The sequence below is a fragment of the uncultured Marivirga sp. genome (assembly GCF_963974845.1).
Lineage (GTDB): Bacteria > Bacteroidota > Bacteroidia > Cytophagales > Cyclobacteriaceae > Marivirga > Marivirga harenae.
The window spans coordinates 111325-125621 of record NZ_CAXBEQ010000002.1; the positions used below are offsets into that span (position 1 = coordinate 111325).

The 14297-nt window shown below is 41.8% G+C and carries 15 protein-coding genes; all 15 read left to right on the plus strand.

What is annotated here, in order from left to right:
• The first annotated feature begins 21 nt into the window (after window positions 1-21).
• The gene (locus tag AAC601_RS04935; protein WP_085516285.1) at window positions 22-855 is read left to right on the plus strand and encodes a universal stress protein; all 834 of its coding nucleotides are present in this window, start codon (window positions 22-24) and stop codon (window positions 853-855) included.
• Between the two features lie 4 nt (window positions 856-859).
• Complete coding sequence (locus tag AAC601_RS04940) at window positions 860-1336, plus strand: hypothetical protein (protein ID WP_085516284.1); 477 nt, start codon at window positions 860-862, stop codon at window positions 1334-1336.
• 12 nt (window positions 1337-1348) lie between these two features.
• Window positions 1349-1588 carry a hypothetical protein gene (locus tag AAC601_RS04945; protein ID WP_085516283.1) on the plus strand — a complete coding sequence of 80 codons (240 nt, stop codon included), beginning with the start codon at window positions 1349-1351 and terminating at the stop codon, window positions 1586-1588.
• Window positions 1569-1856, plus strand: coding sequence for a DUF5676 family membrane protein (locus AAC601_RS04950; RefSeq protein WP_085516282.1), 288 nt, complete (start codon window positions 1569-1571; stop codon window positions 1854-1856). Before AAC601_RS04945 ends, AAC601_RS04950 begins: the two co-directional genes overlap by 20 nt.
• A gap of 21 nt (window positions 1857-1877) precedes the next feature.
• Window positions 1878-2675: an ATP-binding protein gene (locus AAC601_RS04955; RefSeq protein ID WP_139827962.1), complete on the plus strand. Its 798-nt coding sequence runs from the start codon at window positions 1878-1880 to the stop codon at window positions 2673-2675.
• 14 nt (window positions 2676-2689) lie between these two features.
• Window positions 2690-3730: an NAD(P)-dependent oxidoreductase gene (locus AAC601_RS04960; RefSeq protein WP_085516280.1), complete on the plus strand. Its 1041-nt coding sequence runs from the start codon at window positions 2690-2692 to the stop codon at window positions 3728-3730.
• 38 nt (window positions 3731-3768) lie between these two features.
• Complete coding sequence (locus AAC601_RS04965) at window positions 3769-5451, plus strand: vitamin K epoxide reductase family protein (protein WP_340152636.1); 1683 nt, start codon at window positions 3769-3771, stop codon at window positions 5449-5451.
• 122 nt (window positions 5452-5573) lie between these two features.
• On the plus strand, window positions 5574-6902 hold the full coding sequence (nhaA, locus tag AAC601_RS04970; RefSeq protein WP_340152637.1) for a Na+/H+ antiporter NhaA: 1329 nt from the start codon (window positions 5574-5576) through the stop codon (window positions 6900-6902).
• Between the two features lie 60 nt (window positions 6903-6962).
• Window positions 6963-7469: an ion channel gene (locus AAC601_RS04975; protein WP_340152638.1), complete on the plus strand. Its 507-nt coding sequence runs from the start codon at window positions 6963-6965 to the stop codon at window positions 7467-7469.
• Between the two features lie 4 nt (window positions 7470-7473).
• Entirely contained in the window at window positions 7474-8490 is a 1017-nt protein-coding gene (locus AAC601_RS04980) for a type II glyceraldehyde-3-phosphate dehydrogenase (RefSeq protein WP_340152639.1), read from the plus strand.
• The gene (locus AAC601_RS04985) at window positions 8490-9857 is read left to right on the plus strand and encodes a dicarboxylate/amino acid:cation symporter (protein ID WP_340152640.1); all 1368 of its coding nucleotides are present in this window, start codon (window positions 8490-8492) and stop codon (window positions 9855-9857) included. The genes AAC601_RS04980 and AAC601_RS04985 overlap by 1 nt, the downstream gene beginning before the upstream one ends.
• A complete protein-coding gene (locus AAC601_RS04990; RefSeq protein WP_340152641.1) occupies window positions 9844-10392 on the plus strand; it encodes a hypothetical protein in 549 nt (182 codons plus the stop codon). The genes AAC601_RS04985 and AAC601_RS04990 overlap by 14 nt, the downstream gene beginning before the upstream one ends.
• Window positions 10393-10547: 155 nt before the next feature.
• Window positions 10548-11396 carry a restriction endonuclease gene (locus tag AAC601_RS04995; RefSeq protein ID WP_340152642.1) on the plus strand — a complete coding sequence of 283 codons (849 nt, stop codon included), beginning with the start codon at window positions 10548-10550 and terminating at the stop codon, window positions 11394-11396.
• Between the two features lie 20 nt (window positions 11397-11416).
• On the plus strand, window positions 11417-12775 hold the full coding sequence (locus AAC601_RS05000; protein ID WP_340152643.1) for an MBL fold metallo-hydrolase: 1359 nt from the start codon (window positions 11417-11419) through the stop codon (window positions 12773-12775).
• Window positions 12775-14295 carry a thymidine phosphorylase family protein gene (locus AAC601_RS05005; protein WP_340152644.1) on the plus strand — a complete coding sequence of 507 codons (1521 nt, stop codon included), beginning with the start codon at window positions 12775-12777 and terminating at the stop codon, window positions 14293-14295. The genes AAC601_RS05000 and AAC601_RS05005 overlap by 1 nt, the downstream gene beginning before the upstream one ends.
• Window positions 14296-14297: the final 2 nt, after the last annotated feature.

Below are 14297 nucleotides of genomic sequence, written 5' to 3' on the forward strand. Positions count from 1 at the left end.
CGATAAAATTTGAATATATCTATGAAAAATATTTTAGTACCTACCGACTTTTCCTCAACTGCTAACCGGGCGGCTGATATAGCCATAGCTATAGCAGAAAAATCAGGTGCGGAAATTCATTTTTTGCATTTAAAGATAACGCCCGTGCCTTGGGTCAAACTAGATAAAGAGAAGGAAGTACGTTTTCCCGAAACCCTAAAAGAGATAGGGCATGCCAAAAACGAGCTTAATAAATTAGTAAAAAAAGCAGAAACAAAGGGCCTGAAGGCACAACAGTTTCTGGTATTTGATGTTGGAAGAGAAGAAATACTGAAGCATATTCCCCATCATAACCATGATTTTGTAGTAATGGGTTCACATGGTGCATCGGGTGCAAAAGAAATGTTTATCGGATCCAATGCGCAAAAGGTCCTCAGAGATGCTACTGTACCCGTGTTGATCATCAAAGAAAAGTCTAAGTGGCCCGTTAAAAATGTGGTTTTTGCATCCAATTTTGAAGAAGATGTCAAAGAACCCTTCAAAACGGTGGTGAAGTTCGCTGATCTCAACGAATCCAATATGCATCTTCTTTATGTCAATGTCCCATTTTCATTTGAGGAGACGGACAGGAGCCTTGAGAAAATGCATGCTTTTCACGAAACCTGTCCTCGAGGAGGAACCTGCACCACCAACATCTACAATTCGCTAAATGAAGAACGCGGCATTCTGAAGTTTTCCGAATCTGTAAATGCTGACCTTATTGGATTAACTACACATGGGAGATCCGGCTTCTTTAACCTGATAGGAAAGAGCATTACCGAAAACCTGGCAAACCATGCCGATATACCTATACTAAGTATTAACCTTAAAAGATAACGATATGAAAAATACTTTGAAAACAGTGGTAACACTCACTTTATTGATTGCAGCATTATCTGCCTGCCAGCAACAGAAGGATGTAAGCACAATGTTAGAAAATGACGATACCCGAAATGAGATATTTAATACCATCATTTCAGATCATGAATTAGCTGAACAATTGATGACCAAAATGATGGAAGATGATCATACCCAAATGATGATGAAAGGCAATGAGCAGATGATGGGTATGATGATGTCAGACAATGACCAAATGATGGCTTTGATGAAAGATAAGCCTGATATGATGAACAAAATGATGAACATCGCTGAGGCGGATTCGTCCATGTGCACCCACATGATGACCATGATGAAAGATAAACCCAACATGATGGGACAGATGATGGAAATGATGCATAAAGAAGGCATGATGGATAAAGAAACAATGATGAAGAACAAAGAAAAGATTGGGGCAGAAAAACACACTGGCCATCACTAAAACACCAAAACTATGAAAAATCACATGCTATGGATGTTAATAGGATGTCTGGGGATATTCCTTTTACTATTCCTGCTACCCGTTTTTGGGTTCAACGGATCCAATTCACTTTTTATATTCATCATCATATTTTTCGTAGCTCACCTCTTTATGATGGGTAGGCATGGAGGACATGGAGGACATACTGGGCACAACAATAGAGAAGAAAAACAATCAAAAAACGAAAAGGATCATGCAACACATCAACATTAAGAAATTCGCATTATCATGGGGAGTAGCAGGTGTGGTATTCTACTTGGGCTGCATTATACTCATGTCCACCGTAGGCCGTGAAGGCACCATTCTGTTTTTTAACAGTTTGCTACACGGGCTAGACACAACTTCGCTGATCAGAATGGACGTCCCTTGGACAGAAGCATTGATCGGACTGGTGGAAATGTTTATACTCGGGTGGCTGTTTGGGGCTTTGATAGCTTCTGTTTACAACGCTTCCTTCAATAAAGGTTATCGAAATAAATAAATATAAAAGTGATAGATAGAGGTGGAAATTAAAAATGTGAGGAATGACTTCAGTATAATTTTAATTCATGCGCTCATAGGAGCAGCTTTGTTCTATTTTCTGGTTCACCCACTTACGATGGTACTTTATGGATTCGAATTTAGTCATCAACCCTTCTCATTTTCTTTAATTGGAGATGTACTAAAAGATCAACTCTGGCAATCATTTTCATTTCGCATGATGGGTATGAATACGACCCTTACTGTTTTCGGAACAATACTCGGTGGAGGATATGGTATGCTCTGGCGAAAAATTAGAGAAAAGAGGCTTTTGATTGATAAGCAGGAGCGACTTCTTCAGCGCGACATCAATAAAATCATAGAAATGGGAGAAAACGAGCGGGTGGAATTTAAGTCTTCCATTCGCTATGATTATAATAAGAAAACACCCAGCCGCGACTTGGAGCTTGTCATTGCAAAAACTATAGTAGGCTTCATGAATTCAAGGGGAGGAAAGCTTATCATAGGTGTGGATGACACAGGTGAAATATTAGGGTTAGAAAGTGATTTTAAAACCTTGCGACATAAAAATACAGATGGCTATGAGAGAAAGATTTTTGAGATCATAGCCAATAATATTGGTCAGCAATATTCATTTAAAAACCATGTGTCTTTTCATCAAATACAAGGAGAGAAAGTATGTGTTGTAGATATAGAAAACTCTCCTGAACCAGCTTATTTGTCGAAAGGAGAAAACACGGTGTTTTTTACCCGTAACGGAAATGCTACATGCCCCCTTACAGTAAAAGAAACAGTTGAATATCTGGAAATGAGAAAATAAAAAAATCAAGCAAAATGAAAAACAAAACCGAAGTAGTAATTGTGACAGGAAGCAGTGGAATGATAGGGTCGACCTTGATTCATAAGCTGGCTGAAAAATACCACGTAGTTGGATTTGACCAAGATGGCTATCCTTTTCCGCCTATAGAAGCTGAATGTGTATGTGTGGATCTTACGAGCGATGATCGAATGGATTTTGCTTTCAAAAGAGTTCGCTATGCCTATGGCAACAAAATAGCTGCGGTAGTGCACCTTGCCGCCTATTATGATTTTTTAGGGGAACCCTCCGATCTGTACGATAAAGTGACCGTCAAAGGCACAGAACGACTGTTAAAATTCCTACAGGATTTTGAAGTGGAGCAATTCATTTTCTCAAGTAGCATGCTGGTTTACAAACCTTCGTCTCCGGGGGTGCTCATTACAGAAGATTCACCATTGGAACCTAAATGGGATTATCCAAAATCGAAAGTAACGACCGAAAAAGTAATGCATGAAAAACGAGGCGAAATTCCTGTAGTGATGATGCGCATAGCAGGCGTATACAGCGAAGATGGTAGTTCAATACCTATCACCAATCAAGTTCAGCGTATTTACGAAAAACAAATTGCAGCACGACTCTATCCGGCCAATACAGCCCATGGCAGCACCTATGTACACAGAGATGATGTCATCGATGCAATAGCTTTGGCCGTAGACCAAAGGAAAGAACTCCCGTCAGAAACAATTATCAATATTGGAGATGAAGAAACTTTATCGTACAAGGAGTTGCAAGACATCATCAGTACAGAAATCCATGGTGAAAAAATGCCCATCATCGCTATTCCAAAGTGGTTTGCCAAAATGGGGGCATTTATGCAGAACTTATTTGGCAAAGCTTTTATTAAACCTTGGATGATCGATCTTGCTAATGATCATTTTGAAATGGACAGTTCCAGAGCTAAAATGATTCTGGGTTGGAAGCCTAAACACGGTTTACGAGAGACATTGCCCAAGATGATTGAAAACTTAAAGGCTAATCCCAAGAAATTTTATCAAGAGAATAACCTGAAAAAGTAGCTATAAATAGATTCCCAAACACTTAATTATGTCATAGTATGAAAAGCCACGACCACTCCTCAATGTCCCATCAGGATGATGGGGATAAATCTTCTAAAAAGATACAATACACTTGTTCTATGCACCCTGAGGTCGTTACTGATCAACCAGGCAAGTGCCCGAAATGCGGAATGACCTTAGTGAAAAAGGACGAAGCAAAAACCGAAATGTCAGGCCACAAAATGGAAGGTATGGGCTCAAGAGGCATCACACGTCCTATGATGCATACGGAAGAGCATGGCGGTCATGGACACATGGACATGGGCGGTATGAAAATGTCTACTGATGACCGCCTTACGATGCTCCAAGACCACCATAAGCAAACGCTCTGGGTTTACTGGACGATCGTATTGCTTGGTTTTTGGATGATTACTTCCCCTCTCACTTTTGATTATGGAAAGAATGTGGTCGAGCCTAGTGGCGGAAGAGATGTGTGGCTTTCCCTTAGTGATCGTATTGCCGCAATGCGCTGGAGCGATATTATCAGCGGAATATTGCTGGTGATTTTTGGATGGCGTTCCCTCAAGCCAAACCGCCCCTATAGCGTTTGGATCCTTTGTTTTATCGGGATATGGATCAGTATGGCTCCCTTTATTTTCTGGGCACCAACAGCCGTAGCTTATTATAACAGCACTATGGTTGGGGCCTTAATTATTGCCTTGTCGATTCTTATTCCTGGTATGCCCAACATGATCATGTTTATGAAAATGGGCGGTGACGTACCTACGGGTTGGAGCTATAACCCTTCAAGCTGGCCACAGCGCTCTATTATGATTGGCCTGGCATTTATCGGGTGGCTGGCATCCCGGTATTTGGGAGCTTTTCAGTTAGGGTATATAGACTATGCCTGGGATCCTTTTTTTGGTGACGGCACTATGACCGTTTTAGATTCCGATATGTCCCACTCCTTTCCAATATCGGATGCTGCATTAGGAACACTTGCATACACTTTGGAATTTCTGATGGGATATATGGGTGGAACCTCCCGTTGGCGTACCATGCCGTGGATGGTTACGCTTTTTGGGATTTTGGTAATCCCGCTTGGGTTTGTGAGCATTTTTTTAATCGTTTCACAGCCGCTTTCAGTAGGGGCTTGGTGTTCGGTATGCCTGTTTTCAGCTATTGTAATGCTTCCAATGATCCCATTACAAATTGATGAAGTGATTGCCATGTGGCAGCATATGGTGCAACGAAAACAAAAAGGGGATTCGTTATGGAAAGTATTTTGGAAAGGCGGTGATGCACTTTCTACTGAAACGGATCAGCGTTCCCCCGAAATGGCAGAATTTAATGACAGTCCTTGGAAGGTATTTAAATCTTCAATCTGGGGGATGAGCTTCCCCTGGATGTTGACGGTATCAACAGTTTTAGGGATTTGGTTGATGGTCTCTCCCACGGTTTTCGGGGTTGGGATAGAAACTCCATTTGCCGATTTAAATCATTTGGGAGGGGCCCTTGCAATTGTATTTGCGGTAATGGCCATGGCTGAAGTAATTAGAAGTTTACGCTACTTAAATGTATTGCTCGGCCTGGTACTGGTCGTATTGCCATGGTTTATTGAAGATATCAATGTAGCGTTTACGTTGAGCACAAGCTTAACCGGACTTTTGGTAATGGCACTTTCTTTTTCAAAAGGAAAAATAAAGGAAAAATATGGCTTGTGGGATAAATATGTGGTGTAATGAAAGATTTATTTGTGAATACTGTAGGGGCGCAAGCACCAATAAAGGTTAAACCAGTCCTGGTATAATTAAAAAAGCCCAATGCTTACACTACAAAAAGACCTGGAAAAGGATGCACCTGAATGATTACCCGCCTAAACAACTCCTTAAATAATCTGGTAAACAACCAGTCAGCTTCCGGTATTGCGATTTTTCTAGCGGTACTGGCAGCCATGATCTGGGCCAATTCTCCCTTTCAAGAATCATATCAGGATTTTATTCACACCGAAATATCAATAGGTGTTGGTTCATTCTTCCTTTCCGAGACTTTACTACTTTGGGTGAATGATGGCTTAATGGCGATCTTCTTCCTACAGGTAGGCCTGGAGTTGAAAAGAGAAATCATCGGAGGTAAATTATCTTCGTTTAGGAAAGCTATTTTACCTATTGGGGCAGCTGTTGGGGGCATGCTCGTTCCAGCACTCATTTATCTCATTTTTAATTTAAATTCTCCAACAGAACATGGTTGGGGTATCCCAATGGCAACTGACATTGCATTTGCAATTGGAGTACTTTCTTTGTTGGGGAATCGTGTGCCGGCTGGGCTCAAAGTGTTTTTGGTAGCACTAGCCATAGTTGATGATCTTGGTGCCGTAATCGTCATAGCTGTTTTCTATACTGCTGGGATTTCTTATATGGATTTGCTTCACGGTATCTTGTTTGTAATGGTATTGATAATCGCTAATTCTGTTGGAGTTCGTAAAGCTTGGTTTTATGCTCTTGTTGGGATTGGAGGCGTATGGTTGGCATTTTTCTTCTCAGGAGTCCATCCTACCATTGCAGGTATTCTCACCGCTTTTACTATTCCTGGAAAGGTCAAAATCAAAGAAGTGGATTATCTGAAAAACCTCCAAAAACTTCATTTAAAATTTTTGGAATCCAAAGCTATCAAGGGCAATTTTATCTCAGAAGAACAACTTGGAATTTTGGAAGAGATTAAACAAAAATCAGATGATGCGGAAACTCCTTTGCAAAAGATAGAGCATCATCTGGCACCCGTAGTAGGATTTTTCATTCTTCCAATATTTGCCCTGGTCAATACCGGAATTCATATCCATGGGGATATAGTTGAAATTTTGAGCCACCCGGTAAGTCTGGGGATAACTTTTGGACTATTAGTAGGGAAATTCACTGGCATTTTAGGAGCCAGTTGGCTTTTAGTTAAGCTTAAGCTGGCAGAGCTGCAGCAGGGAATTTCCTGGACACATATTTCAGGAGTAGCTATGATAGCGGGGATAGGTTTTACCATGTCGTTGTTTGTCACGGAGTTGGCCTTCCAGAATGAGGAGTATACCTTCATTGCCAAGCTAACCATTTTATTTGCTTCGGTGCTTGCCGGAGTGATAGGTGTAAGTATTCTTCGACAATCCCGGAAAGTAGCTATTATCAAAAAACAAAAGGTAATTAACTGACGATACATGATGACTTATAAAATAACCAGAAGTAATTTTTTAAAACAACTTATTAAACAGATGCGCTCCGCACTCGTTTTGGTCGCAACTGTAGCACTTGTGTATGTGTATCTTATGCAGTTTGTTGATCATGAACTAAGCTGGGTGCCTTATATTGTTATCTTTCTCACTTTTATTAAGAGCGGATACTTTACATTTTTCACCTTCAGGCAGGTCAATAAGTCCATTAAACAATGTCATTCTTTCGGGCAACTTCTCTGGATTTTCGGGTTGCTGGTTATGCTCATTATTTTCTCCTATGCTGCAGACTTTACCTGTCTGGTCGCTGCCAATCCATCTTCTTTTAAGGGCTTTAAACCTTTTGAAAGCTTCAATTACTTCGAGTATTTATTCGAGACATTTTATTTCAGCGTGGTAACATTTGCAGCCATCGGTTATGGTGACATTGTGCCAATAACTACCCCTGCCAAAATTTTAGTGATGATGGAGATCGGTCAGAGCTTTGTGTTGATCGTATTCGGACTGTCCAACATAAATAATATTCATACTACAATTAAAAATCAATAACAAGATGAAAAAGAAAATAGCACTTATAGGATATGGCGTAATCGGCAAAAGAGTAGCCGATGCAATTGCTTTACAAGACGATATGGAAATAGCGGGGGTATGTGATGTGATCAGCGACTGGCGTATTCAAGCTGCGGTAAAGAAAGGATACCCTGTTTATGCAGCTACCGAAGATGCCAGTGGTTACATGCAAAAGGCCGGTATTCCCCTGGCTGGTAATATGGCAGACCTATTAGGGGTTGCTCACCTGGTGGTAGATTGTACGCCAAAGAAGATAGCCGCACAAAATGTAAAAATTTATAAAGAGCAGGGAATAAAATTTATCCTGCAAGGTGGAGAAAAACACGAAACTACCGGTCACTCCTTTAGTGCGGAAAATAACTATGCCTCCGCCCTGAACCGCGACAGTACCCGGGTGGTCTCCTGCAACACCACCTCCATTTTGCGCACGCTTACTGCTCTCAAAAAAGCAGGGCTGTTGCAAAGTGCTCGTGGTACTCTGCTACGCAGGGCTACAGATCCCTGGGAAAGCCATTTAGGGGGCATCATGAATACGCTCGTTCCGGAGAAAGATATTCCCAGCCACCAGGGGCCGGACGCACAGAGCGTGGACTCTGAACTGGATGTAGTAACCATGGCTGTGAAAGTACCTCAAACCCTTAGCCACCTGCATTATTGGAATGTCCGCCTTACCCGGAAAGCTGATAAAAAAGAGGTGATAGAAGCATTTCAGACATCTACGCGAATCACCATGATCAACTACAGCGATGGTCTGGTTTCCAATAATACGATCAAAGAAAAGTACCTGGATATGGGACGCCCCTGGGGCGATATGTATGAAGTAGCCCTTTGGCAAGATATGCTTAAAGTCGAGGGAGACGAGCTCTATTACGCATATGTGGTCGATAACCAGGCTATTGTTATACCGGAAACCATTGATGCTATAAGGGCATTGACGGGAATAGAGAAAAGCGCAGTAAGCTCTATTAAAAAGACGAATGAAAGTTTAGGGATTATATAATGAGCTTGTTTGATACAGAAATAAAATCTCTCAAATCACGTAATACCTATCTTCAAAAACTGGTAGCAGGTAAGCTCTGGTTAAAGGTACTCATTGCACTTTTCTTAGGAGTGGGTTTTGGTCTTCTTTTAAGCCCACAAAATGGATGGGTAAGCAAAGCTACTGCAGATGTTTTAGGCAACTGGCTGGCCCTGCCCGGCATGTTATTTCTTAAGCTGGTGCAGATGATAATGATTCCATTGATTGTGGCATCTATCATTACAGGCATTGCCAGCAATGACAAAGACAACCTCAAAAAGCTTGGAGGAGGAGTACTCTTATATTTTGTGGCAACAACCATTATTTCTGTTAGCATTGGAACTGTCCTGGCCACACTTTTCAAGCCGGGACGCTATTTGCACCAGCAGGCAGCAGCTGAACATGAAGAGGCCTTGGCAAAAGGAACTCAAGGTGCAGAATTGTCATTTGGGATAAACGATGTGCCAACTATCATCACCGATCTGCTCCCCGAAAATCCCCTGGCTTCCATGGTTAGCGGAGAAATGTTGAGTATTGTTATTTTCACCATTATCATTGGGGTGGCAGTGCTGTCACTACCCTCAGACTTGTTAAGACCTGTGAGGTTGCTGCTGAGTGCAATACAGGAAATTTGTATGACAGTAGTCAAGTGGGCCATGCTTTTAGTGCCTGTTGCTGTTTTTGGGCTTATGGCTCAACTTACTTCCAGTGTAGGCTTAAGTTCTCTTGCCGGACTGAGTTATTATGTGGCCGTTGTACTAGCTGGGTTACTGATTCTTGTAGGTATCTATTTGTTAATAGTGAGTTTGCCAGGCAGAAGGAATCCACTAAAATTTCTAGGAAAAATCAGGGATGCACAATTGTTGGCTTTTTCTACGACCAGTTCGGCAGCCGTTATGCCACTCTCATTGCAAACAGCAGAAGAAAAACTGAAAGTTGATCCCGCAATCAGCAACTTTATTATCCCTATAGGCGCTACCGTCAACATGGATGGTACAGCACTTTATCAAACCATAACCACTTTATTTATCGCCCAGGCGTATGGGCTGGAGATGAGCTTGTTGAACATCATTGTGGTAATAGTAACCATTGTTGCAGCTTCAATAGGTACTCCGGCCATTCCCGGTGGAGGTGTAGTTATTCTGGCTTCCGTACTTGGTGGTGCAGGTATTCCTGCCGAAGGTATCATCATTATTATTGGGGTGGAGCGCTTGTTGGGTATGTTCCGAACGGCAGTAAACGTAACGGGAGACCTGACTGCTTGTGTGGTTTTCAATCAATGGTATGGTAGCATTACCAAAAACAAGATGACTCATAAAACCTCAATAGCTGATAATGAAGATGGATAAGATGATAGAGGAACATATCAACCATATTAAAGATATTCGTGGCTACTTTCTTACTGATAAAAAACTCATCAATTTCATCAGGTTCCGACCGGGCAATCAGGATATTGATGTGATCAAAGAAAAGGTGATGGCAGTGGCCAACCATGATAGAGCTGATTATTTCATAAGGTGTGGTTTCCAAAATAATATCAAAAAATTGCAAATTGATAGTTCGTTAGGTCAAGGTGAGCTATTAATTGCAGTTAGCGTGGCTCAAAACGGGAACAACTCTATCGATTATGAAAACATAGAATTTGCCTCAAGATATTGTGCAGTTCATTGCCCTGCTTACTTTCCACTATGGAACAGTCATTCTTTAAAAATTGCTGAAGCTTTTTCTCAAAGTTGTTTTTCTCCCGATGATTATTTAGAGTATGGTGCCGTAGTTAAAGAAATGAAATCAAAGCACAACCTGGCTCCTTTGAACTACTTTGATATAAGTAAATTTTTCTGGATTTATCAGGAAGATCTTATTAGATACTATACGTGGAACTAATAAATCAAGCCTTATGTAAGGCTTGATTTTAGGTGTTCAACTAGTGATCAGAGACTGACTTGAATAGCGTAATTTCGTACATCGAAAGTGAGATATCATAAATACCTCCGAGTGTAAAATTCTAACTTTAACATTCAATTGTTAAAGTAGATTGAATGCCAGAAAAGACCGTTTTAATAACCAAGGCTTCCGGAGAAAAAGCTCCATTTTCATCAACCAAACTCAGGCAATCCCTTGAAAAGGCAGGGGCAGTTTCTGCCGTTATTGATCGGATTGTGAGTGAGATTGAAGCGCAGCTTGTTGATGGTATGTCCACAAAGAAAATCTACAGCCAGGCATTCTCCATGCTACGGAAGCACTCAAAACCTGTAGCAGGTAGGTATAAGATCAAGCAGGCGATTCTGGAGCTGGGTCCCTCTGGTTATCCCTTTGAAAAGTTTGTAGGTGAAATTTTAAAACATCAGGGGTACCGTACTAAAGTCGGGGTAATCATTCAGGGTCATTGCGTCTCTCACGAAATAGATGTGGAGGCTGAGAAAGATAATCAGCACTTCATGGTGGAGTGCAAATTTCATAACCGCCAAGGTTATAAGTGTGATGTGAAAATTCCACTTTATATCAAATCCCGGTTTGAGGATGTGAAAAAGCAATGGGAAAAGCGCAAAGGACACGCGACAAAATTTCATGAAGGCTGGGTGGTGACCAATACCCGGTTTACCGAAGATGCCATCCAATATGGCAAATGTTCAGGTCTAATACTGATAGGTTGGGATTATCCACAGCAAGGAAGCATTAGCGACCGGATAAATATGTCTGGTCTGCACCCTGTTACATGTCTTACCAGCCTTACAAAGGCTGAGAAGCAAAAGCTGATTGATAAGATGATCGTGCTTTGTAAGGAGTTATGCAATAAACCCGAATTACTTGAAGAAATGGGCATTTCTCATACACGAGTCAAAAGAATCATCAAAGAGGGAGAGGAAATTTGCTCAGGTAGTACGTAACACAACAAATGAATGATAAAATGACCATAAACTTTTTAGGAGCCGCTGGTACGGTTACAGGCTCCAAATATTTACTTGAATCAGGAAATAAAAAACTGATGGTGGATTGCGGTGTGTTTCAAGGATTAAAAGAATTACGTTTACTCAATTGGGAACAACCTGAATATGATCCGAAAGCCATTGATGCTGTTGTGCTTACGCACGGACATCTTGATCATACCGGCTACCTGGCTCGTTTGGTAAAGCTTGGTTTTAGAGGAAAAATATATGGTAGTGCGCCTACCTTAAAAATCGCAGAAATTATCTTAAAGGATAGCGCCAAAATTCAGGAAGAAGAGGCAGCCAGGGCAAATAAAGAGGGTTACAGTAAGCACAGTCCGGCAGAGGCTTTCTATGACTTAAAAGACGTTGAAAATACCCTTCCGCTTTTCAACCCTGTTTCAGAAGGTAAATGGCATGTAATTGATGATGCCTTTAAAGTAAGGTGGCAATACAATGGCCATATCATCGGATCAACTTTTATTGAAGTAGAGACCAATGATAGCCGCTTGGTGTTTTCAGGTGATATAGGCAGAAAAAAAGATTTGCTTTTGTATACGCCAAAAAAACCTGAAAAAGCGGATGTCCTGCTTATTGAATCCACCTATGGAGGAAGGATTCATCCTGAAGAAGAAAGTATTGTCCCGGAACTGGAACGTATAGTCAACGAAACGGTAGAGCGTGGAGGAAGCCTGTTCATTCCCAGTTTTGCCGTAGAGCGCACTCAGCTCATGATGCTAATGCTTTGGAGGCTTTTGAAGGAGAAAAGGATTCCAAAAATACCCATGATCATGGATAGCCCTATGGGTGCTAATGTACTCCATCTATTTCATGCTTCCAGGGACTGGCACAAGCTTAAGCCGGAAGAATGTGATGAAATGTGTTCTCATTTTCAGGTAGTGAGCAACTATCGGGAAACCCTGGCACTGCGGGAAGATAATAAATCCAAGATCGTCATAGCAGGTAGCGGTATGATGACGGGCGGACGAATACTCAACTACATGGAAACAAGATCAGGCAATAGTAACGACACCTTACTTTTTGTAGGCTATCAGGCAGAAGGAACAAGAGGAAGAAAGCTACTTGAAGGTGCAAAAGAAATTAAAGTGTATGGCAAATGGCTGCCATTCAACATGCACATGGAACACATTGAAGGACTGAGTGCGCATGGTGATCAAAACGATTTGATTGATTGGCTCTCTGAAATTAAAAAACAACCCGAAAAGGTGTTTATTATTCATGGGGAAGCAGAGCAGGCAGAAGCTTTGTCAAAAGCCCTGGAAGATAATAAAGGATGGCAAACAGATATCCCTCAACTTAATCAAAAGGTAGAATTGTGATGGAAGCAAAGGATACCCGGCATAACGTATTAAAACTAGTAAGATTAGGCATAGATGCCCGAAACGAATATATGGTATTTATGCGTAAGGACTGCCCGGTTTGTATATCGGAAGGGTTTGAGGCTTTAAATCGTATAAAAGTTTCAAAAGAAGAAAAAACCATTGTAGCGTCTCTTATCGTTTGGGATGATGAGTCACAATTAAGTCATGACCAATTGGGTCTTTCTGATGCCGCTATTGAAGCCTTGGAAACTAAAGAAGGTGACTTACTTAGGCTGAGCCATTTAGATGCGCTTGATTCCATGAGTGATGTCCGTAAGAAAATTTATGGACACCGACTGAACCAGGCCGAGTTTGACAGGATCATTGGCGATATCGTCAATCGTAACTTATCTAATATTCAATTGTCGGCTTTTCTGGCTTCCAGCACCGGGAACTCATTAAATCAGGACGAAGTGATTGCCCTGACCCGTTCCATGATTAACGTGGGTTTTAAACTGGACTGGGGCAAGGATAAAGTTTATGATAAACACTGCATCGGTGGCTTGCCTGGTAACAGAACTACTCCATTGGTAGTGTCTATTGTTGCCGCAGCTGGGTTGACCATCCCTAAAACTTCTTCCCGTGCCATTACTTCTCCTGCCGGTACTGCTGACACCATGGAGGTAGTCACCAACGTAAATCTCACCACCGGGCAAATGAAAAATGTCGTGGAACAGGAAGGCGGTTGCCTTGCCTGGGGCGGATCAGTACAGCTAAGTCCGGCAGATGATATACTCATCCGTGTAGAAAAAGCTTTGGATATTGATAGCGAAGGGCAGATGATCGCTTCCGTGCTTTCTAAAAAGGCGGCAGCAGGTTCTACCGATGTGGTGATTGATATTCCTGTTGGAGCTACGGCTAAGGTGCGGTCGCAGGAGGCTGCTGTGCATCTGTCAGAAAAGATGGTTGCGGTAGGCAAAGCCATCGGGCTGAATATTGATATTGTATTAACCGATGGGTCACAACCTGTGGGGAGGGGTATAGGGCCTGCCTTGGAAGCTAAGGATGTTTTATCCGTCTTGAGAAATGAAAACAATGCACCTGATGACCTGCGAGAAAGAGCAATAATATTGGCAGGCAGGTTACTTGAAATGGGAGGAAAAGCAGCCGAAGGGTCAGGTACTCTTGAAGCTTTGAGAGTTTTGAAAAGTGGAGCCGCCTACAAAAAATTCACTGCTATCTGCGAGGCACAAGGTTTTTTCAGGGAACCTGAGGTAGCGCCCCATAAGCATAGGATTAGATCCGCAGCAAGTGGAGTAGTTTCAGAAATTGATAATCGCAGACTGGCCAAAGTGGCTAAGCTGGCCGGTGCTCCAGGTGCGATGACAGCAGGCATTTTGCTGCTTACACCATTGGGTACTCATGTGGAAGAGAACGATACTCTGTTTGAAATCCATGCTGAGTCACAAGGAGAGCTTGAATACGCCCTTTCTTACCTGGATGCACAAAAACAAATTATTAAAATCAAAGCGACTTAAAA